This is a genomic window from Streptococcus sp. Marseille-Q8145, assembly GCF_965112035.1.
This window is the reverse complement of the sequence record NZ_CBCOPQ010000001.1, coordinates 1-21,419: the sequence shown is the minus strand read 5'-3', so window position 1 is coordinate 21,419 and position 21,419 is coordinate 1. Positions and strand designations below refer to the sequence as shown.

The window sequence follows — 21,419 nt, the reverse complement described above, 5'->3', positions numbered from 1 at the left end:
ATAATATGACACAATTTGAAGAGAAATTTATGGAAATCCAGATTGACATGGTCTCATTAGCTATGGAATATGTCCAAAATCAAGCAGATAAAATTTTTATTTATTGTGTTGCTGATGGTTTTTATAGCTTTGATGTATTTTTTAAAACTAATAATCATTATCTGGATAGAGATGATATCGCGGGTTACCTTCCTAATGAAATAGATAGTTCAGATGAAATTCAGTTTAGTCTATTAACAATAGGGGCACAAGATATAGAAAGAATGGTTAAGCTGTGCCAAGAATACAATCGTGAACACCCAACTGAAATGTGGTTGATTTATGATGCTCAGAAAAACAGCCTTGACAGTCGCTATAGCTATGAAGGTCGTTATGATAAGGACGAAGAATTGCTTCCACGTTTAGAATTTGAAAAATGGTTTGAGGAAGTGAAGAAAAGCACTCAAGCTTAATGCTTACGACAATCTCAAGCTGAATGATAGAAAAGCAGAGGCAAAATGCTTTCCATGCGACCAAGTGTGTGAGGGGGCTGTTTTGAAAAGTAAAACAAAAAGAAAGTTGAAGACAGATGGGGCTGAATTTTGACAAGCATAAAGAACATTTGGAGAAGGATATTCGTGCAGAGCTCCAGAAAAAATTTGGAACTGCTTTTGAAATAGAAGGAATTTATGATATTGTCTTGAGTTCATATTGTCCGACTTTTCTATTTAAAATCAATCTAGAAGATTATAAAGAAAAATTGGATATTTTAGTAGACGGCAGCGATTTACACTTGAAGTGGGGTGAAAAGCCTACATACGGGATACAATACAAGTATCTGCCAGAAACCTTGGAGGAAGGATTGGGAAGAATAAAAACCTACCTAGATCAGCCAGAACAGATATTTCTTGAACCTCTTACTCCCGAAAATGATTATCTGAAGATACGAGCTATTGAAGCGATGATTGAAAATATTTTCGATGGGAAAACGAAAACGGATAAGTGGGAGAAAGCTGTTGAAAAGGGCGAAAATTATCGAATCATTATTACAAGTATATTACCTAGCTACAGAGCTTCTTTTACTCTGGAGCTGCTAGAACAAGATTTCATTGTGAGAGATATTGTCCCCTTAGATGCTAGTGTAGGAAGTCAGGAATTGTTGCTTGATTGTCCAGTCCAGTTAAATTCTTCTAATTTATCCTCTTTTCTGAGCAACTGTAAGACTTATTTAGAAGAATATTTAGAAAAAGACAAAACTGGCATGAGTCTTTATACGGCTTCTATGTCTGATTTGGAGCTGATTTTAAAGGCTCCTCTTAGTCTGGATACGGTTGATACAAAGGTTTTAGAAATACAGAAAATGATAGAAGAGCTGTTTTTAGGTAAGATTGAATTTGACAAAACGACGAAGGAAACGGAAGGCGACTACCTTTATAGGGCCTATTTCTTTATAAGATCTAGATTTTATCGGGTTTCTTTTATGATTACATTGATTGGACAGCACTTTTACATCATGGTGTCACTTCCAGATCATCCAGAACTAAGAAAGAAATGGCCGTTACGCGGGTATCCCTACAAATTAACCGAAGCAAATCTGAGGCTAGTCTTAAAAGAAGTGGTGGCGTATGGTCTAAAACATAAGCCACAGACTGAAAATGAGGTGGTTCAGGAGATTCAAGCAAGTCAAGAAGTAACTGAACCTACAGCAAAAATTCAGACTCAAGAGAGAGAAGCTAAAGACGGTGGCAAAGAGCAGGCAGATAAACGGGCTTACTTAGGATTGAGAAAGCTCTGGAAACTGCAGGTCTTTATTTTCTTTATCTTGATGATTATAGCTTTTGGCTTAGAGGTTTATATGGCTAAGTCAGGCTATAAAGCCTTCAAAATGAGGATTCAGTTTAGTTGGGTATCTATGCATAGTTTTTCGTTTCTCTTTCTTAGCATGTATGGTTTTTTGACACTCTATCCCAATGGGATGAAGATAAATGAATTTTTGCAGCAGTATCCTCGTTGGAAAGGTTTCCCGACCAAAGGAGTGCCTCTTCCAGAAAAAGAGACTTTGTGGACGATATTTGTCTTGTTGCTGGTTCTACTGTTTGCAGCTATTGATTTTTCCGTGCGGAAACCTGAACCAAAAGTTGAAATTCCTAAGTTAAATCAAGAACTATATAGAGACTTTGAGTAGTAAAGAAACTCAAGTTGTAGTGATTTGAAAAAGTGCTGAAGAGAGTCAAGTAGTCAGAATGGAGAAAATGAAACTCCTACAAGGGAATAATCTTATCAAGTGGCAAGGGCAGACAGCTTTATTTGATAGAGAATGAAAAAATCCTTCGTGAAAAACCTCTGCAAGCTCTTTCAATTTGTGGTAAAATAAGAGTAACAGAAATTAGAAAAGGAAACCAATTATGAAATTTCTTGAATTAAACAAAAAGCGTCATGCGACTAAGCATTTCAATGACAAACCGGTAGATCCTAAGGATGTCCGTACAGCTATTGAGATTGCGACCTTGGCACCAAGTGCTCATAATAGTCAGCCGTGGAAGTTTGTAGTAGTGCGTGAGCGAAATGAAGCTTTAGCAGGTATTACCTTTGGCTCTAACCAAGATCAAATCAAGGAAGCTCCAGTGACAATTGCCCTCTTTACAGATACAGATTTGGCTAAGCGGGCACGCAAGATCGCGCGTGTCGCTGGGGTAAAAAATTTTTCTGATGAGCAGCTTCAATTTTACATGCAAAATTTGCCAGCTGAGTTTGCTCGCTATAATGACCAACAAAAGAGTGATTACTTGGCCCTTAATGCTGGCTTAGTAGCTATGAACCTTGTTTTGGCTTTGACTGACCAAGGTATTGGTTCAAATATCATTCTGGGATTTGATAAATCAAAAGTCAACGAAGTTTTGGAGATTGATGAGCGTTTCCGTCCAGAACTCTTGATTACTGTTGGTTATACAGACGACAAGCTAGAGCCTAGCTATCGTTTACCAGTTGACGAGATTATCGAAAAGCGTTAATAAAGTAAGATTTCAATACTTTGATTTAATTCGAGTTATCTATTTTAAATCAAAGTACTTTGTAGAGGTGAGAAAATGACAATTGATTTTAAAGCAGAAGTTGAAAAACGTAGAGAAGCTCTGTTGGCGGATTTGTTCAGCCTTTTAGAAATTAATTCAGAGCGGGATGATTCTAAGGCAGATAAGGAGCATCCTTTTGGACCTGGTCCTGTAAAGGCCTTGCATAAGTTCTTGGAGATTGCTGAACGTGATGGTTACCCGACTCAAAATGTGGACAATTATGCTGGTCACTTTACATTTGGTCAAGGAAAAGAAGAACTGGGTATCTTTGCCCATATGGATGTGGTACCTGCTGGAAGTGGTTGGGATACAGACCCTTATACACCGACGATTAAGGATGGCCGTCTCTATGCTCGTGGTTCTAGTGATGACAAGGGACCAACTATGGCATGTTACTACGGCTTGAAAATCATCAAAGACTTAGGCTTGCCGGTTTCTAAGCGCGTGCGCTTTGTGGTGGGGACAGATGAAGAGTCTGGCTGGAAAGACATGGAGTATTACTTTGCTCATGTAGGCCTGCCTGAGCCTGATTTCGGCTTCTCACCAGATGCTGAGTTCCCGATTATCAATGGTGAGAAAGGTAATATCACAGAGTACTTGCATTTTGCTGGTGAAAATGCTGGCGTAGCACGCCTGCATAGCTTTACTGGTGGCTTGCGGGAGAACATGGTGCCTGAGTCTGGCACAGCTGTCTTGTCAGGTCACTTGCCAAATCTAGTTGATAAATTGGAGCAGTTTGCTAAGGAAAATGGGCTAGACTTTACTTATGAAGAACTAGCTGGTGGCCAAATCGCTGTGACCATTATCGGTAAGTCTGCGCACGGTGCTTCTCCTCAGTCTGGTGTCAATGGTGCAACCTATTTGGCCAAATTCCTAACGCAGTTTGACTTTGCGGGTCCTGCTAAGGATTATCTAGATGTGGCTGGAAATATTCTTCTAAATGACCATGAGGGTAAGAACTTGAAGATTGCTCATGTGGATGAGAAGATGGGAGCTCTGTCAATGAATGCTGGCGTTTTCCGTTTTGACGAAAACAAGGCTGACAATACAATTGCCCTCAATATTCGCTATCCTAAGGGAACTAGTCCAGAAGCCATTCAAAATGTGTTAGAACAGTTGCCGGTGACTAAAGTGACCTTGTCTGAGCATGGTCATACTCCTCACTATGTGCCGATGGAAGATTCGCTGGTACAGACCTTGCTGGCTGTTTATGAAAAACAAACTGGACTTAAAGGTCATGAGCAAGTTATCGGTGGTGGTACCTTTGGACGCCTCTTGAAACGTGGTGTCGCTTACGGCGCGATGTTCCCAGACTATATCGACACTATGCACCAAGCCAATGAATTTATCGATGTAGAAGATCTCTTTCGCGCGGCTGCCATTTATGCTGAAGCCATTTACGAATTGATCAAATAAAATAAGGACTCATTTGGCTATGCCAGGTGAGTTTCTTTTCAAGGAAGGAAATATGATGCAGACAATAGAAGATATTACCAAGGCCATTATAGCTGACCCACAGAATAAAGCTTTCACAGAACAGGGGATCACTCCACTCTTTGCGGCGCCTAAGAATGCTCGGATTAATATTGTCGGTCAAGCGCCGGGGCTGAAAACCCAGCAGGCGGGGCTTTACTGGAAGGACAAGAGTGGTGACCGGCTGAGAGAATGGTTGGGTGTTGATGAAGAAACTTTCTATCAGTCTGGATATTTTGCGGTTCTGCCCATGGATTTTTATTTCCCAGGGCATGGTAAGTCTGGAGATTTACCGCCTCGTAAGGGCTTTGCTGAGAAATGGCATCAGCCGATTTTAGAGCTCCTACCAGATATTGAGTTGACTATCTTGATTGGCCAGTATGCTCAAAAATATTATCTGCATCAAAAAGGTACTGTCAAGCTGACCGAGACGGTCCAGCATTATCAAGACTACCTACCAGACTTTTTTCCCTTGGTACATCCATCGCCCCGCAACCAAATTTGGATGGCGAAAAATCCTTGGTTTGAGGCAGAAGTGGTTCCAGAATTGCAAGCTTTGGTACAAAAGATTATTCATCAATAAAGGAGGAAAACTGTGGATGCTTATCAACAAGTAGCTAACAAGTTGCAAGAGTTGGGGATCCCCTTTGATGTGGTGGAGCACCCACCTGTATTTACGACAGAGCAGGCAGATAGCTATATTGAAGGAATGGAAGGAGTCCGGACTAAGTCCATGTTTTTGACCAATAAAAAGAAAACTCAATATTATCTGCTGATTATGGATGACAAGAAGAGTCTGGATATGGATTTGTTTAAAGACCTGGTTTCAGCCAACCGCATTCGCATGGCTTCATTGGACTCCTTGGCTGAAAAGATGAACCTACCAGCAGGAACAGTATCGCCTTTTGGCCTTCTGAATAATCCTGAGCGAGACATTCAGGTCTATTTTGATAAGGACATTGTATCAGAGGATATCATGACTTTCCATCCCAATACCAATGAAAAGACGATTTTTGTCGCCACCCAAGATCTTTTTAAGTTCCTGGCTCATCTGGGCTATGATTATCAAATTTTGGAACTTTGATTTCTGGAAAAACTGTGGGTTTTCTTGACCTCACAGTTTTTTTGGCTCCAAAAATTAGAGAAAGGCCAAGAATTTTTCTCAAATAGTAAGAGAAGGCTGGCAATGAAAAAAGCCTGAGTAAAATTCAGGCTTTCTTGGATAGATTGGATAAGGGGCACTCTTCCAAATGTTCCTAGTTGGATGATTGAGTGCTGGACTCTGTTGTTGTATGCTGGTCTTGGCTTGTCGAACTGCTATCAGTGGAAGTAGTTGTATGGCTCGTATTCGTTTCTGCGCTTGAAGAGCTTGAGGATGTTTCGGTCTCAGTAGCAGCAGAAGTTTCTGTTGGAGTCGAGCTAACAGATGTAGACTCTTTTTCTACCTCTTTGATGATGGTAGTAGTTGTTGTCGAGTTGCCTGTATCAGTTTTTGATTTTGAGTCATTGTTGTTCATAAGGTTCATGATGGTAAAGCAAGCAATGACGATTGAAAGAAGACTGGCAATTGTAGCAATAGTCTTTTGTAGGGCAGAAAAGCCAGTTTTAATATGCTGACTAGCTGGTTTTCGATTTGAAGTGCTGTTATTTTTTTCTTTGCGAGAATAGTTTTCCATGTAAAAGTCGCTCCTTTTCGTTCTTAATTTATTATACGTCTTTTATTTAGAAAAGTCTTCCAAAAATCTGAATTTTTTAAATGAAAACGCACACAAAAGAATGAAGAACAACAGCTCTAAAAGGCGGAGAGATAAGCCTCTTAGAGCTGTTTGTTTTATCAAAATGTTAGAGCTACTTTGGAGTTGTTTCAGAGTTAAGGGCAGCTTGGGCTACAGCTAGCCGAGCTGCTGGGACTCGATAAGGGGAGCAGGAGACATAAGTGACACCGATTCCTTGTAAGAAAGGAATGGAAGCCGGATCACCGCCAACTTCGCCACAAACTCCGATGGACAAGTCTGGATCTACTTGGCGAGCTTTTTCAATCGCCAATTTCATCAATTGGCCGACACCTTCTTGGTCAAGGCTTTGGAAAGGATCCTGCGTTAGCAACTTTTTCTCTTTATAATCATTGAGGAATTTCCCAATATCATCCCTTGAAAAGCCAAAAGTCATCTGGGTCAAGTCATTGGTTCCAAAGCTGAAGAAGTCTTTAGAAAATATCAGACGGAGGTCATCAATATTACGGATAAATCAATTGAAGAGACAGCTTTCTTGATTGAAGATTATTTAAAAAAATTAGATATAATTGGCGAGGCGAAGTAATCGTCTTCAGGGCCGGTTCCTAAATTTATCAGGTAGGAACTGCGCCCTTTTCTTGTTCCTAGGCTCGTTTCGTGTTACAATAGGAGTATTGATTTTTACTGATAAATACAGAGGAAAAAGATGATTTATTTAGATAATTCAGCGACAACCAAGCCCTATCCAGAGGCGCTGGCTACCTATACAGAAGTGGCTTCTAAAATCTGGGGTAATCCTTCTAGCCTGCATAGTTTGGGCAGCCAGGCTACCCGTCTCTTAGAGGCCTCTCGCCGGCAAATAGCAGAGCTTTTAGGCAAGTCTTCGTCGGAGATTTTTTTTACGTCTGGAGGAACAGAAGGGGACAACTGGGTGCTTAAAGGAGTTGCTTTTGAAAAAGTTCCCTTTGGCAAACACATCATTGTATCTAACATCGAGCATCCAGCGGTTAAAGAATCAGCCCTCTGGCTGCAGAGTCGGGGATTTGAAGTCGATTTTGCTCCAGTTGATAAGGCAGGCTTTGTTGAGGTAGACAAGCTAGCGGAGCTGATTCGACCAGACACCACTCTGGTTTCGGTCATGGCTGTCAATAACGAAATCGGCAGTATTCAGCCTATCCAGAAGATATCTGAACTGCTAGCAGATAAGCTAACTATTTCCTTTCATGTGGACGCTGTACAGGCTGTCACGAAGATTCCAACAGCTGCTTATCTGACGGATCGCGTGGATTTTGCGACATTTTCCAGTCATAAATTTCACGGTGTCCGGGGCGTAGGATTTGTCTATATCAAGTCTGGCAAGAAAATCAGCCCGCTCTTGAATGGTGGCGGCCAGGAGTCGGATAAGCGCTCCACAACAGAAAATTTAGCTGGTATTGCAGCGACAGCCAAGGCTCTGCGTTTGTCCATGGAAAAGCAAGAAGTATTTGCCCAGCGGACGGCTCAGATGAAGAAGATTATCCTTGAAGAGCTGCAGAAGTATCCAGATGTGGTGATCTTCTCAGGCTTGGAAGATTTTGCTCCCCATATCCTGACCTTTGGTATCAAGGGAGTGCGGGGTGAAGTCGTCGTCCACGCATTTGAAGACTACGAGATTTATATCTCGACGACCAGCGCTTGCTCTTCTAAGGCCGGTAAGCCAGCAGGTACGCTGATTGCTATGGGGGTCGAAAAGTCTCTCGCTCAAACTGCCGTCCGTATCAGTTTAGATCTGGACAACGATATGAGCCAGATGGAGCAGTTCTTGACGACTTTTAAAATTATTTACGAAAAAACCAGAAAAGTAAGGTAAACAATGCAATATTCAGAAATTATGGTGCGCTATGGTGAGCTTTCTACCAAGGGCAAGAACCGCATGCGCTTTATCAACAAACTCAAACGTAATATTCAGGCTGTTTTGTCAGTCTATCCGCAGGTCCATGTCAAGGCTGACCGTGACCGGACCCATGTCTATCTGCATGGAACAGACTATCAGCCAGTCGCCGAGTCACTCAAACAGATTTTTGGGATTCAGAATTTCTCACCATCCTATAAAATTGAAAAATCTGTGCCAGCCCTAATCGAAGCTGTCCAAACCATCATGAAGGAAGTCTATCAAGAAGGTATGACCTTTAAGATTTCCAGCAAACGCAGTGATCACAGCTTTGAATTGGATAGCCGCGAGCTCAATCAGACATTGGGGGATGCTGTTTTTAAGGCCATTCCAAATGTTCAGGTCAAGATGAAAGCGCCAGATATTGACCTACGTGTCGAGATTCGTGAAGAAGCGGCTTATATCTCTTATGAGACCATCCGTGGTGCTGGGGGACTACCAGTCGGAACTTCAGGCAAGGGCATGCTCATGCTGTCTGGTGGGATTGACTCACCAGTGGCGGGCTATTTGGCTCTCAAGCGCGGTGTAGATATCGAGGCGGTTCACTTTGCTAGTCCGCCTTACACCAGTCCAGGCGCTTTGAAAAAAGCTCAAGATTTGACACGGAAATTGACCAAATTTGGTGGCAACATCCAGTTTATCGAAGTGCCTTTTACAGAGATACAAGAGGAAATCAAGGCCAAGGCTCCAGAAGCTTATCTGATGACACTGACTCGTCGCTTTATGATGCGCATTACAGACCGGATTCGAGAGGAGCGGGGCGGTCAAGTCATTATCAATGGAGAAAGTCTTGGTCAGGTGGCCAGTCAAACCATCGAGAGTATGCAGGCTATCAACGCTGTAACCAATACACCGGTTATTCGTCCTGTCGTGACTATGGATAAGCTGGAAATCATTGAGATTGCAGAAAAAATCGATACTTTCCAAATCTCTATCCAGCCATTTGAAGATTGCTGTACTATTTTTGCGCCAGATCGGCCTAAAACTAATCCAAAAATCAAGAATGCTGAGCAGTACGAAGCTCGTCTAGATGTTGAAGGCTTGGTAGAACGCGCTGTTGCAGGCATCATGATTACAGAAATCAGACCACAAGCAGAGACTGATGAAGTTGATGAGCTGATTGAGGACTTGTTGTAGGAGTTTAGAAGTAGCTTTTTACTAAAAGAATCTGGAAATTATATCCATCTATGCTGAAGATAAAAGGGGATATTTATGAACGAGTGGGATTATTTCTTGAGTGGGCTCATGCGGGCATTGTCTTGGAAAGATGGACAAGATAATGCTTTGATTGGTGGGGAACCAAGTTGGACTTATTTATTAGGACTTGGTATTCACTTTTTGGTTATTATAGGATTTTTGGGACTTATCTTATTTGGATTCTACAAAAACAAGGTTCAAGCAGGTTCATGGAAGGGGGCTTTCAAAAACTCTTGGGCTTATCTATTTAGGAATGGACGTGTCAACGGTGTTTTTGGCCTTGTACTTGGCTTACCCATGATTTTCCTTGTAATCCCCTTTTATGCTGGATACCGCATTAGCAATGGTGTTTGGCGATACCATTATTTTACAAATCAAGAAACAGTAACTAAGATGGCCGTACTTTCTGAGATAGATACTTATGTTGGAACTAGAAAGTCTGGTTATTCCAGTGTCACCTTAACGATTAACACTGGAACTGGCAAGCGTACAGTCAACATTGCAAACTCCAGTCAAAGTTTAGCTCGAAACTTAAAATCGAAACTAAAGACACCTGCTATAGTTGATGTGGAAATAAATAACAAAGGACAGATTATCTTTATTCATTAATAAACGTGAAAATCCGTTTTCATTAAATGAAATTACTTGCAAAAGGTTAGTAGAAGTGCTATACTAAGAATGTTGACTATGCACGGCCTGTGCAACCGCTCGAACATCGTTGCTCACATAGTGAGTATAAAGTGGTTCGTCCCACGATGCTAGGCGAGTCTTCACAAAAATATGGGGAAACCCCAATAAATCATAGGAGGTGCATAATGAGCACATACGCAATCATTAAAACTGGCGGAAAACAAGTTAAAGTTGAAGTTGGTCAAGCTATCTACGTTGAGAAATTGGATGTTGAAGCTGGTCAAGAAGTGACTTTTAACGAAGTTGTTCTTGTTGGTGGTGATAAAACTGTTGTCGGAACTCCACTTGTTTCTGGAGCTACTGTAGTTGGAACTGTTGAAAAACAAGGAAAACAAAAGAAAGTCGTTACTTTCAAGTACAAACCTAAAAAAGGTAGCCACCGCAAACAAGGTCACCGTCAACCTTACACTAAAGTTGTCATCAACGCAATCAACGCTTAATTTACAGGAGAACACATGATACAGGCAGTCTTTGAGAAAGCCGAAGATGGCGAGCTGAGGAGTGCGGAAATTACTGGACACGCCGGAAGTGGCGAATACGGCTTTGATGTCGTGTGTGCATCGGTTTCTACGCTTGCCATAAATTTCATCAATTCAATTGAAAAATTTGCAGGCTATGAACCAATCCTAGAATTAAACGAAGAAGAAGGCGGATATTTACGAGTAGAAATCCCTATGGATATTCCGCCGCATCAGAGAGAAATGACTCAGCTTTTCTTTGAATCATTTTTCTTGGGAATGGCAAACTTATCGGAGAACTCTTCTGAGTTCGTCCAAACCAGAGTTATCACAGAAAACTAACACGGAGGAAAAACACTATGTTAAAAATGAATCTTGCAAGCTTGCAACTTTTCGCCCACAAAAAAGGTGGAGGTTCAACGTCAAACGGACGTGATTCACAAGCAAAACGTCTTGGAGCTAAAGCAGCTGACGGACAAACTGTAACTGGAGGATCTATCCTTTACCGTCAACGCGGCACACACATCTACCCAGGTGTTAACGTTGGCCGTGGTGGAGACGATACACTGTTCGCAAAAGTTGAAGGTGTAGTACGCTTTGAACGTAAAGGTCGCGATAAGAAACAAGTATCAGTTTACCCAATTGCGAAATAATTCATTATTGATAAAAATCCCTGTCTCAAGATCGGGGTTTTTATTTTTTGTAAAAAATGAAATCGTTTCCTTGACATTTTCTCTTCTTAGTGTTTTAATATACCCTATAGGGGTATAAAGGAGAAAAAATATGTTTCATTTTTTTACAAAAATAGATAGTATTTCAACGGATGAGTTGGAGAAGCGATTGAAGTCCAATATCCAACTAATTGATGTACGGACACCATCCGAATTTCGTAGAGGACATATCAAAGAGGCCCAGAATATTCCTTTGAGCCAAATTGGTCAATTTGCTCCAGCTAAAAAGGAGACGATTTACGTTATTTGCCATTCAGGCGTGCGGAGCAAGATGGCAGCGAAAAAGCTGAAGAAAAAGGGCTATGATGTTGTCAATGTCCGCGGTGGTATGAGCGCTTGGACAGGGAAAACCATTAAGTAGAAAGGGTTAAACAATGAAAATTATTATCGTTGGTGGAGTTGCAGGCGGTATGTCTGCGGCAACACGTTTAAGACGGCTGATGGAAGATGCCGAAATTGTGATTTTTGAAAAAGGTCCTTTTGTATCTTTTGCGAACTGCGGTCTGCCTTATTATATTTCTGGTGAAATTGCTGAGCGAGATGCTCTCTTGGTTCAAACACCTGAAAGTCTCAAGGCACGCTTTAACTTGGATGTGCGACCTTTTCATGAGGTGGTGAAGATTTCGCCTGAAGAGCACACGGTGACGGTGGCTCATGACGGTTCAGAGTTCACAGAGCAGTATGATAAGCTGATTCTTTCACCGGGAGCGAAGCCTTCTATTCCTGAGATTGAAGGACTTTCAGAAGCAACTAATGTATTCACTTTGCGCAATGTCCCAGACTTGGATCAGATCATGTTAGCCTTGGATGAAGAGCCGCAAGAGGCTGTTGTCATCGGTGCTGGATTTATCGGTCTGGAAACGGCTGAAAATCTGCGCAAGCGTGGTTTGAATGTGACAATCGTAGAAAAAGCGCCGCATGTTTTGTCACCACTTGATGAGGAAATGGCAGCTTTTGTCCAAGCAGAATTAGTCGATAAGGGAGTGAAGGTCATCACCTCCCAGTCAGCTACTTGCTTCGAAGAAAATGGCAAAGTGATTGTCTTGGAAAATGGACAAAAATTGGCTTCAGATGTGACCATTCTCTCTGTCGGAGTCCAGCCTGAAAATAGCTTGGCTAAGGCAGCAGGCATTGAAACAGGTCTTCGTGGGGGCATCTTGGTTGACGAGCATTATGAGACGAGTCAGAAAGATATTTTTGCAGTCGGAGACGTCATCCTTGTTAAGCAGGAAATAACTGGTGATGATGCTTTGATTGCTCTAGCTTCGCCTGCTAATCGACAAGGACGTCAGGTGGCAGATGTGCTTGCTGGCTTGGAGCGGAAGAATAAGGGAAGTATTGGTACAGCTATTGTGCGTGTCTTTGACATGACAGCCGCTTCAACAGGTCTGAATGAGCGTTTCCTTCAGCAAAATCAGCTGCCTTATCAAGCGATTCATGTCAGCGGTAAGGATCATGCAGGCTACTATCCAGGTGCGACTGACTTGACCTTGAAATTGCTCTTTGAGCCAAAAACTGGAAAAATCTATGGTGCTCAAGGTGTGGGTAAAAAAGGCGTTGACAAGCGGATTGATATTTTGGCGACAGCTATCAAGGGCAATCTCACGATTTTTGATTTGCCAGAGCTGGAGTTCACCTATGCACCACCTTTTGGCTCAGCCAAGGATCCGGTCAATATGCTGGGCTATGCAGCTATGAATCTAGCGGAAGGCTTGAGTGAAAATATCCAATGGCACCAGCTGGAAGACGAGTTGGCTAGTGGGAAAGTCTTTTTAGATGTCCGGACACTCAATGAGTTTAAGCAAGGACGCCTGAAGGCAGATAAAACAGTCCATATTCCGCTGAATGAACTCAGAGAACGCTTGGCTGAGCTGGATAAGGAAGCAGAATATATCGTGAGCTGCCACAGCGGTCTGCGCAGCTATATTGCCGAGCGAATCTTAAAACAAGCAGGATTTGCAGTGAAAAATCTAGACGGAGCTTATGCTTTGTATAAAATGGTAAAACCAGAAGGAGTAGAAAAATGAAAACTATATCAGCAGCTGACTTAGAAAAGCAGTATCAATCTGAAAAATTGGCCATCGTAGATGTGCGCGAAAGACATGAATTTCAAGCGGGTCATATCCCAAATGCTGGAAATCTTCCGCTTAGTGAGTTGGAAACTGGCTATAAAAAGCTGGATCCTGACTACAAATACTATGTCATTTGCCAAGGAGGTGCACGTTCAGCGACTGCTTGCCAATTTCTTGCCATGCAGGGCTTTGATGTGACCAACGTATCAGGTGGCATGAACGCTTGGTCTGGAGAGACGGAATAAAAGATAAAAAGGATTCAAGTCGTTGCTTGAATCCTTTTTTCCTCTTCTTCTTATTTTCGATTTACCAGAAAATGAATAGCTTTCTCTATTCTTTCCCTTTGCTTTTTCGGATCATCAGATGGATTTTCTAGGCAATCCGTTAAATTCTCAGTAATAACCATCTCAATAACACGGTCAACGCTGGAGCGGACGGCTAATAACTGTGTGAGAATATCTGAACATTCCCTGTCCTCTTCAATCATTTTTTGAATGCCTCTTAACTGTCCCTCGGAGCGCTTGAGGCGGGTAATATAATTAGAATTCACGGTGATTTCCTCGTTTGTTTACATTGAGTTTATTATATGCTTAATCTGTATATTTGTCAATTGGATTGGTTGGAGGTAGTTTTCAGAAATTTTCCATAATCACTCTCTGATTCCTCTATTTACTTTTTATCAAAATTCTGGTATAATAGCTTATGTTATAAAATATAACATAGAAATTGAACTAAGAGAATATTAAACAAAATAAGGGCCTATCTTTGCTTCAGATTCTCTTATTCTTAGACTTCTCTCAATTTTTGGAGGTGTATTTATGAAAGTATCAAAAATGCTTTTAGCTACTGGAGTGGTACTCAGTGCAGGAGTATTCTTGTCAGCTTGTGGCAAATCTTCATCCAGCACAACTACATATTCTTATGTTTATGCCAGCGATCCAGATAGCTTGAACTACCTGACCACTAACCGTGCAACTACATCAGACGTTATTACAAACCTTGTGGATGGTCTTATGGAAAATGATGAATATGGAAATCTTGTTCCTTCTCTTGCAGAATCATGGACAGTTTCTCAAGATGGCCTGACTTACACATATAAACTTCGTAAGGATGCTAAGTGGTTCAATGTTGATGGCGAAGAAGTTGCAAATGTGAAAGCTCAAGACTTTGTGACTGGACTTAAATATGTGGCTGACCAGAAGTCTGAAGCCCTTTACCTGATTCAAGACTCGATTAGTGGCTTGGATGCCTATGTCAAAGGCGACGAAAAAGACTTTTCAAAAGTCGGAGTGAAGGCAGTAGATGATTATACTGTTCAATACACGCTGACACGCCCAGAGCCTTATTGGAACTCTAAAACGACGAATAATATCTTGTTCCCTGTCAATGAAGAATTTTTGAAGTCTAAAGGAAAAGATTTTGGTTCTGTTGATCCATCAAGTATTCTTTACAACGGTCCTTTCCTTTTGAAATCTTTGACTTCTAAATCGTCTATGGAATTCGTTAAAAATCCAAATTATTATGATAAAGACAAGGTCAGTCTAGAACATGTCAAATTAACCTACTATGATGGATCAGACCAAGAATCTTTGATTCGTAACTTCAGCGATGGTGCTTATAGCGGTGCTCGTCTCTATCCAAATACTTCAGGATTTGCGGCAGTTAAGAAGAAATATGCGGACAATATCCTTTATAGCCCACAGGATGCGACCTCATACTACTTTAATTTCAACTTCAACCGTCAGTCTTACAATCACACTTCCAAAACAAGTGATGATCAAAAGAATGCAACAAAAGAAGCGGTTTTAAATAAGGACTTCCGTCAGGCCGTCAATTTTGCCCTTGACCGGACTTCTTATGGTGCGCAAAGTAATGGTAAAGATGGAGCTACCAAGCTGTTGAGAAATACGCTTGTTCCTCCAACATTTGTTCAAATTGGCGATCAAACTTTTGGCCAAGTTGTTGCTTCTAAATTAGTGAATTATGGTACAGAATGGGCGAATATCGATCTGACAGATGCTCAAGATGCTTATTATAATCCAGAAAAAGCTAAGGCAAGATTTGCTAAAGCTAAGGAAGCTTTAGAGTCTAAGGGAGTTCAATTCCCAATCCATTTAGACCTTCCTGTAGACCAGGCTGACAAGGTGGGCATCCAATGGGCAAGTTCAGTAAAACAATCAATTGAATCAACCTTGGGTGCAGAAAATGTAGTGATTGACCTGCAGAAGATTAGTGTGGATGATTTGAACAACATCACCTATTTTGCAAATACTGCTGCTCAAAAGGACTATGACTTCTATACAGGGGGCTGGTCAGCTGACTATCAAGACCCATCTACCTACTTAGATACTCTAAATGTAAATAATGGTGCCAGCTTGCAAAACTTTGGTTTTGAGCCAGGTCAAGATATGGACAAGATGAAAGAGTTGGGCTTGGACACTTATACTAAGATGTTGGAAGAAGCAAATGCTGAAACGACAGATGTGAAAGTTCGCTATGAAAAATATGCGGATGCACAAGCTTGGTTGCTTGATAGTGGGATTATCATGCCGACCATTTCAGGAGGCGGTAGTCCTTCTGTAAGTAAGTCCAAACCTTTCAGTCGTGCCTATTCACTCGTTGGAATCAAGGGATCTGGCTTCAACTTTAAATACACAAAACTCAGAAGTGAAATTGTAACGACCAAAGAATATGAAGAAGCTAAGAAGAAATGGCAAGAAAAAACCTTAGAATCTAACAAAAAAGCCCAAGAAGAGCTAGCAGATCATATCGAAAAGAAATAAAATATATAAAAGATTAACTTTCTTTGAGAGTTAATCTTTTTGATTTGATCTACATTAAGAATTTTATAAAAGGAGCCATTTAGACTTGTTTTTTTGTGAAAAATTGGTTATAATAAATAAGTTGCCACCCTTAGTGTAATGGATATCACGTAAGATTCCGGTTCTTGAGATGGGAGTTCGATTCTCTCAGGGTGGATGACTGAAGTTTGGACTCGAGAGAGTCCTTTTTTTGTTTTCTAAGAGAGAGGAGACTGCTATGGCAGTGAAGTTAATCGCTCATACCTTGATTGAGAAAGACGGAAAGTATCTGCTGATCAAACGCTCTAAAATAAAGCGTGGGCTTCCTAATGTCTATCCATGCTATTGGGATATTCCTGGCGGAAGTGTAGAAGAGAACGAACTACCCAGAGAAGCAGCTCTACGCGAGGCTATGGAGGAGGTTAATCAAAAGATTCGGATTGATAAGATTATCCATGAAGATAGTCAGTTTGACACAAGTAAAAATACTGTTTTTACACGCTTGGTTTATGGGGCTAGGATTATAGATCAGCGCGATATCCTATTGGATCCGGAAGAGCATACAGACTTTATTTGGCTTTCTTCTTTGGAAGACTTAGAGGGAGAGCTGATTGTTCCTTATTTGCTTGATATTTTTTCTGATAGATCCACATAAGATAACAAAAAAACATCCCCTTTTATCAGGAGATGTTTTTTTGATTAGTTTTTAGATGCTTCTTGGAATTCTGGATTCTTCCATGCTTCGTCAATGATTGCTTGCAATTCTTTAGCAGATGCTTGCATTTTTTGAGTTTCTGCATCGTTCAATGGGATATTCACTGGACGAACGATACCGTGTGCACCAACAACTGCCGGTTGACCGATGAAGACATCTTTCACACCGTATTGGCCTTCTTGGAAGACTGAAAGTGGAAGTACAGCATTTTCATCGTCAAGGATAGCTTTTGTGATACGAGCAAGGGCTACAGCGATACCGTAGTATGTAGCGCCTTTCTTGTTGATGATTGTGTAAGCAGCATCACGAACACCTTCGAACAATTCGATCAATTCAGACTCTTGAACATTTTGAGTATCTTTAAGGAATTCTTCAAGGTTTACCCCTGCGATGTTTGCATGTGACCAAACAGCAAATTCTGAATCGCCGTGCTCACCCATGATGTAGGCGTGAACTGAACGAGCGTCAACATCCAATTTTTCAGCAAGTGCTTGACGGAAACGGGCTGAGTCAAGTGAAGTACCTGAACCGATAACGCGTTCTTTAGGGAAGCCTGAGAATTTCCAAGTTGAATAAGTCAAAACGTCAACTGGGTTAGCGGCAACAAGGAAGATACCATCGAAACCTGATTCAACAACTTGTGTTACGATTGATTTGTTGATAGCAAGGTTCTTACCAACGAGGTCAAGACGAGTTTCACCTGGTTTTTGAGGCGCACCCGCAGTGATAACAACAAGGTCAGCGTCTGCACAGTCAGAGTATTGAGCTGCGTAGATCTTTTTAGGTGAAGTGAAGGCAAGGGCGTGGCTAAGGTCAAGCGCATCACCTACAGCTTTTTCGTGTAATTGTGGAATTTCGATAATTCCAAGCTCTTGTGCAATTCCTTGGTTAACAAGCGCGAAAGCGTAAGATGAACCTACGGCACCGTCACCAACAAGGATGACTTTTTTATGTTGTTTAGTAGCAGTCATTTCTAAACATCTCCTTATTATTTTTGGGGTTTTCCCCATACAATTACATTCTACCACTTTTGATACAGTTTGTCACGGCTCACCGTGGTATTTTGACCCCTAAAAGGCTATGTAAACGTTTTTATATTCGGTTTTAAATACTGAATATATAGCAAAAATGTGGTATAATGAGATAGTGATTTAATATTGAAATGAGGCATTTTTTAATGCAAGATAGAAACTTAGTAGATGTCAATTTGACCAGCGAAATGAAGACCAGTTTCATCGATTATGCAATGAGTGTTATCGTGGCTCGGGCTCTTCCAGATGTTCGCGATGGTCTTAAGCCGGTTCATCGCCGGATTCTTTATGGCATGAATGAGCTAGGCGTTACGCCTGATAAGCCTCACAAGAAATCAGCTCGTATCACAGGGGATGTCATGGGTAAGTATCACCCGCATGGTGACTCTTCTATTTATGAAGCGATGGTGCGGATGGCTCAATGGTGGAGCTATCGCTACATGCTGGTAGACGGCCATGGGAACTTCGGTTCGATGGACGGAGACGGGGCCGCTGCCCAGCGTTATACAGAAGCACGTATGAGTAAGATTGCTCTGGAGATGCTTCGTGATATTAACAAAAATACTGTTGACTATATTGACAACTATGATGCCAGCGAGAGAGAGCCGATGGTTCTTCCTGCTCGCTTCCCTAACTTGCTCATAAATGGAGCGACAGGAATTGCAGTTGGGATGGCGACTAATATTCCACCTCATAATCTTGGTGAGTCTATTGATGCCGTTAAGCTTGTCATGGACAATCCAGAAGCAACGACTCGCGATATCATGGAAGTCCTGCCTGGACCAGATTTCCCGACAGGAGCACTGGTTATGGGTAAGTCTGGTATTCACCGGGCTTATGAAACAGGTAAGGGATCAATTGTCCTTCGTTCTCGCACTGAAATCGAAGAGATGAAAAATGGCCGTGAGCGAATTGTCGTAACTGAGTTTCCATACATGGTTAATAAGACTAAGGTCCATGAGCACATCGTTCGTCTGGTGCAGGAAAAACGCATTGACGGTATCACTGCTGTTCGTGATGAGTCCAACCGTGAAGGGGTCCGTTTTGTCATTGAGGTTCGTCGTGATGCTTCTGCTCATGTCATTCTAAATAACCTTTTCAAGTTGACTCAGATGCAGACCAATTTCAGCTTCAATATGCTGGCCATTCAAAATGGAGTGCCGAAGATTCTGTCTCTGCGTGAGATTTTGTTGGCCTACATTGAACACCAAAAAGAAGTGGTGACTCGACGGACTGCCTTCGATAAAGAAAAGGCGGAAGCTCGAGCACACATCTTAGCTGGTTTGCTGATTGCGCTGGATCATATTGATGAAGTGATTCGCATCATCCGTAATAGCGCAACGGACGCAGAAGCTCAGGCTGAATTGATGGCTAAATTTGAGTTGTCTGAGCGTCAGAGTCAGGCTATCCTCGACATGCGTCTGCGTCGTCTGACTGGTTTGGAACGTGATAAGATTCAGTCAGAGTATGACGAGCTGATTGCCTTGATTGCGGACTTAGCTGATATCTTGGCTAAGCCAGAGCGCGTTGTCGCTATTATCAAGGAAGAGTTAGACGAGGTCAAGCGTAAATATGCGGATGACCGCCGAACTGAGCTGATGGTAGGAGAAGTTCTTTCACTTGAAGATGAAGATTTGATTGAGGAAGCGGACGTTTTGATTACCTTGTCTAATAAAGGCTATATCAAACGTCTGAATCAGGCTGAATTCACTGCTCAAAAACGCGGAGGCCGCGGTGTTCAAGGAACTGGCGTCAAAGACGATGACTTCGTCAAAGAGCTGGTTTCAACTAGTACTCACGATAGACTGCTCTTCTTTACTAACAAGGGCCGAGTCTATCGTCTCAAAGGATATGAAATCCCTGAGTACGGCCGGACAGCCAAGGGCTTACCAGTGGTCAATCTCTTGAAACTGGATGAAGGTGAGACTATTCAGACAATTATTAATGTCCAGCAAGATCGCAGTGATGATTCTTATCTCTTCTTTACTACCCGTCACGGGGTGGTCAAACGGACCAGTGTAACGGAATTTGCTAATATTCGTCAGAATGGTCTTAAGGCTTTGAATTTGAAAGATGAAGACGAGTTAATTAATGTCTTTCTGACGGACGGCGCTGCAGATGTTATCATTGGTACTAAGTTTGGTTATTCTGTCCGCTTCAATGAGACAGCTGTCCGAAGCATGAGCCGTAGTGCGACTGGTGTTCGTGGGGTCAATCTGCGTGACGGCGACCAAGTCGTTGGAGCAGGTGTGATTGCTGAGGGAGACGAAGTGCTTATCATCACTGAAAAAGGCTATGGTAAGCGAACTCTTGCCAGTGAGTATCCAACCAAGGGCCGTGGCGGTAAAGGGATTAAAACAGCCAATATCACTGATAAGAATGGGCCTCTCGCTGGTCTGATGACCGTTACTGGCGAGGAAGATTTGATGATTATCACTAATACTGGTGTCATCATTCGGACCAGTGTGGCCAATATTTCTCAGACAGGTCGTTCAACCATGGGAGTTAAGGTTATGCGTCTGGATCAAAATGCCCAGATTGTCACCTTTACAACGGTTGCGCCTGACGCAAAAGATGATGAGGAAGAAGTAGAGTAAGAGGAGGATGAATGTGAAGAAATCTAAGAAGAAATTCAAGCTCAGAAATTTTATCATTAACTGTGCAGTTTTCCTTTTATTTCTGGTTGCCTTAGCGCTGATTTTCAACTCCTCTATCCGAAATATGATCATGGTTTGGCACACAAACCAATATCAGGTTAGCAAGGTTTCCAAGGAAGAAATCAAGCAAAATAAGGCAGTCGAATCGAGTTTTGAGTTTAGCGAAGTCCAATCTCTTTCGACAGAAGCTGTGATCAATGCTCAGTGGCAGGCTCAAAAACTACCAGTTATTGGTGGCATTTCAATTCCGGAAGTGTCAATGAATCTGCCAATTTTCAAGGGCTTGGATAATGTTGGACTCTACTATGGTGCTGGTACCATGAAAGAAGATCAACAGATGGGCCAAGGAAATTACGCCTTAGCCAGTCATCACGTCTTTGGAATTACTGGAGCCAGTGATATGCTCTTTTCGCCACTAGATCGTGCCAAAATAGGGATGAAAATCTATATCACGGATAAGGAAAAGATCTATACCTATACGATTTCTAGTATAGAAAGTGTCGCACCAGAGCGCGTGGATGTCATCAATGACACAGAAGGAGTTGCTGAAATTACTTTAGTCACATGTGAGGATGCAGCAGCAACCAGTCGAACCATTGTCAAAGGTACGCTTGAAAGTACGATTGACTATGACAAGGCACCAAAAGATATTTTAGATGCTTTCAGTCGATCTTATAATCAAATGCAGCTATAATAAGAAATATTGAAAAACGAAGTAACTTTTGTTACTTCGTTTTTTGATTGATGAAACTAAAATGATATACGAACAGATACTAGAACGCTTTCAAAGAATATACCTTCTTTATTAGATTGTGCTATACTTATGTTAGTATGGTACTCTTTTAGTCAGGAAAGGAAATTATCACGGAAATAGATAAATC

Annotated in this window: 22 protein-coding genes, 1 tRNA gene, 2 pseudogenes and 1 other annotated feature; of the genes and pseudogenes, 21 read left to right on the top strand and 4 right to left on the bottom strand. The window is 41.8% G+C overall.

The genetic code is table 11. The annotated features are described in order from the left end of the window. Window positions 1–5: 5 nt before the first annotated feature. The 6 genes from ACWPVL_RS00125 to ACWPVL_RS00100 all read left to right on the top strand — a co-directional run bounded on the left by ACWPVL_RS00125 (window position 6) and on the right by ACWPVL_RS00100 (window position 5,607). Window positions 6–452 (top strand): hypothetical protein, encoded by a 447-nt coding sequence (locus ACWPVL_RS00125; protein WP_454386036.1) that lies wholly within the window; start codon window positions 6–8, stop codon window positions 450–452. Window positions 453–568: 116 nt separating this feature from the next. Beyond that, window positions 569–2,164 (top strand): hypothetical protein, encoded by a 1,596-nt coding sequence (locus ACWPVL_RS00120; protein ID WP_454386034.1) that lies wholly within the window; start codon window positions 569–571, stop codon window positions 2,162–2,164. A gap of 220 nt (window positions 2,165–2,384) precedes the next feature. Continuing rightward, window positions 2,385–2,990 (top strand): nitroreductase family protein, encoded by a 606-nt coding sequence (locus ACWPVL_RS00115; RefSeq protein WP_061909196.1) that lies wholly within the window; start codon window positions 2,385–2,387, stop codon window positions 2,988–2,990. 75 nt (window positions 2,991–3,065) lie between these two features. Next, window positions 3,066–4,466, top strand: coding sequence for a dipeptidase PepV (gene pepV / locus ACWPVL_RS00110; RefSeq protein ID WP_454386032.1), 1,401 nt, complete (start codon window positions 3,066–3,068; stop codon window positions 4,464–4,466). A gap of 55 nt (window positions 4,467–4,521) precedes the next feature. Then, entirely contained in the window at window positions 4,522–5,106 is a 585-nt protein-coding gene (locus tag ACWPVL_RS00105) for a uracil-DNA glycosylase family protein (protein ID WP_048763270.1), read from the top strand. Between the two features lie 12 nt (window positions 5,107–5,118). Continuing rightward, window positions 5,119–5,607 carry a prolyl-tRNA synthetase associated domain-containing protein gene (locus ACWPVL_RS00100; RefSeq protein ID WP_454386030.1) on the top strand — a complete coding sequence of 163 codons (489 nt, stop codon included), beginning with the start codon at window positions 5,119–5,121 and terminating at the stop codon, window positions 5,605–5,607. Window positions 5,608–5,779: 172 nt separating this feature from the next. Here ACWPVL_RS00100 and ACWPVL_RS00095 read toward each other — a convergent pair whose 3' ends face one another. Then, a complete protein-coding gene (locus tag ACWPVL_RS00095; RefSeq protein WP_125390469.1) occupies window positions 5,780–6,199 on the bottom strand; it encodes a DUF6556 family protein in 420 nt (139 codons plus the stop codon). 172 nt (window positions 6,200–6,371) lie between these two features. Then, window positions 6,372–6,728: pseudogene (locus tag ACWPVL_RS00090) on the bottom strand (putative PEP-binding protein); the annotation flags it as partial. Between ACWPVL_RS00090 and ACWPVL_RS00085 the strand changes: the two are divergent. The 10 genes and pseudogenes from ACWPVL_RS00085 to ACWPVL_RS00040 form a co-directional block, all read left to right on the top strand. Further along, window positions 6,717–6,842 (top strand): annotated as a pseudogene (locus ACWPVL_RS00085) (phosphoenolpyruvate synthase regulatory protein); the annotation flags it as partial. The pseudogenes ACWPVL_RS00090 and ACWPVL_RS00085 sit on opposite strands and share 12 nt — an antisense overlap. Before the next feature lie 120 nt (window positions 6,843–6,962). After that, entirely contained in the window at window positions 6,963–8,105 is a 1,143-nt protein-coding gene (locus tag ACWPVL_RS00080; protein ID WP_454386028.1) for a cysteine desulfurase family protein, read from the top strand. A gap of 3 nt (window positions 8,106–8,108) precedes the next feature. Beyond that, the gene (thiI, locus tag ACWPVL_RS00075) at window positions 8,109–9,323 is read left to right on the top strand and encodes a tRNA uracil 4-sulfurtransferase ThiI (RefSeq protein ID WP_288929866.1); all 1,215 of its coding nucleotides are present in this window, start codon (window positions 8,109–8,111) and stop codon (window positions 9,321–9,323) included. A gap of 75 nt (window positions 9,324–9,398) precedes the next feature. Further along, window positions 9,399–9,992: a hypothetical protein gene (locus ACWPVL_RS00070; protein WP_454386025.1), complete on the top strand. Its 594-nt coding sequence runs from the start codon at window positions 9,399–9,401 to the stop codon at window positions 9,990–9,992. Window positions 9,993–10,075: 83 nt separating this feature from the next. Further along, window positions 10,076–10,163, top strand: a sequence feature (ribosomal protein L21 leader region). Between the two features lie 35 nt (window positions 10,164–10,198). Beyond that, entirely contained in the window at window positions 10,199–10,513 is a 315-nt protein-coding gene (gene rplU / locus ACWPVL_RS00065; RefSeq protein ID WP_005591928.1) for a 50S ribosomal protein L21, read from the top strand. A 15-nt stretch (window positions 10,514–10,528) separates the two neighbouring features. Beyond that, window positions 10,529–10,873, top strand: a complete 345-nt coding sequence (locus ACWPVL_RS00060; protein WP_005590407.1) for a ribosomal-processing cysteine protease Prp — start codon at window positions 10,529–10,531, stop codon at window positions 10,871–10,873. Window positions 10,874–10,890: 17 nt separating this feature from the next. After that, the gene (gene rpmA / locus ACWPVL_RS00055) at window positions 10,891–11,184 is read left to right on the top strand and encodes a 50S ribosomal protein L27 (RefSeq protein WP_005590406.1); all 294 of its coding nucleotides are present in this window, start codon (window positions 10,891–10,893) and stop codon (window positions 11,182–11,184) included. Window positions 11,185–11,314: 130 nt separating this feature from the next. Then, window positions 11,315–11,623, top strand: a complete 309-nt coding sequence (locus ACWPVL_RS00050; protein WP_045497485.1) for a rhodanese-like domain-containing protein — start codon at window positions 11,315–11,317, stop codon at window positions 11,621–11,623. A gap of 13 nt (window positions 11,624–11,636) precedes the next feature. Further along, entirely contained in the window at window positions 11,637–13,289 is a 1,653-nt protein-coding gene (locus ACWPVL_RS00045; RefSeq protein ID WP_454386021.1) for an FAD-dependent oxidoreductase, read from the top strand. Beyond that, window positions 13,286–13,579 carry a rhodanese-like domain-containing protein gene (locus tag ACWPVL_RS00040; RefSeq protein ID WP_148877155.1) on the top strand — a complete coding sequence of 98 codons (294 nt, stop codon included), beginning with the start codon at window positions 13,286–13,288 and terminating at the stop codon, window positions 13,577–13,579. Before ACWPVL_RS00045 ends, ACWPVL_RS00040 begins: the two co-directional genes overlap by 4 nt. A 50-nt stretch (window positions 13,580–13,629) precedes the next feature. Here ACWPVL_RS00040 and ACWPVL_RS00035 read toward each other — a convergent pair whose 3' ends face one another. Beyond that, on the bottom strand, window positions 13,630–13,884 hold the full coding sequence (locus tag ACWPVL_RS00035; protein ID WP_015605027.1) for a metal-sensitive transcriptional regulator: 255 nt from the start codon (window positions 13,882–13,884) through the stop codon (window positions 13,630–13,632). Between the two features lie 268 nt (window positions 13,885–14,152). Here ACWPVL_RS00035 and ACWPVL_RS00030 point away from each other — a divergent pair, with 268 nt between their 5' ends. The 3 genes from ACWPVL_RS00030 (at window position 14,153) to ACWPVL_RS00020 (ending at window position 16,790) form a co-directional block, all read left to right on the top strand. Then, a complete protein-coding gene (locus ACWPVL_RS00030; RefSeq protein ID WP_454386018.1) occupies window positions 14,153–16,117 on the top strand; it encodes a peptide ABC transporter substrate-binding protein in 1,965 nt (654 codons plus the stop codon). 124 nt (window positions 16,118–16,241) lie between these two features. Then, window positions 16,242–16,313, top strand: a tRNA-Arg gene (locus ACWPVL_RS00025). A 60-nt stretch (window positions 16,314–16,373) separates the two neighbouring features. Next, entirely contained in the window at window positions 16,374–16,790 is a 417-nt protein-coding gene (locus ACWPVL_RS00020; protein ID WP_454386016.1) for an NUDIX hydrolase, read from the top strand. 44 nt (window positions 16,791–16,834) lie between these two features. Here ACWPVL_RS00020 and ACWPVL_RS00015 read toward each other — a convergent pair whose 3' ends face one another. Further along, on the bottom strand, window positions 16,835–17,821 hold the full coding sequence (locus ACWPVL_RS00015; RefSeq protein ID WP_005591942.1) for an L-lactate dehydrogenase: 987 nt from the start codon (window positions 17,819–17,821) through the stop codon (window positions 16,835–16,837). A gap of 206 nt (window positions 17,822–18,027) precedes the next feature. Between ACWPVL_RS00015 and gyrA the strand changes: the two genes are divergently transcribed. Both gyrA and ACWPVL_RS00005 read left to right on the top strand, forming a co-directional pair. Then, window positions 18,028–20,478: a DNA gyrase subunit A gene (gene gyrA, locus ACWPVL_RS00010; protein ID WP_454386014.1), complete on the top strand. Its 2,451-nt coding sequence runs from the start codon at window positions 18,028–18,030 to the stop codon at window positions 20,476–20,478. 7 nt (window positions 20,479–20,485) lie between these two features. After that, window positions 20,486–21,232, top strand: coding sequence for a class A sortase (locus ACWPVL_RS00005; protein ID WP_062005332.1), 747 nt, complete (start codon window positions 20,486–20,488; stop codon window positions 21,230–21,232). Window positions 21,233–21,419: the final 187 nt, after the last annotated feature.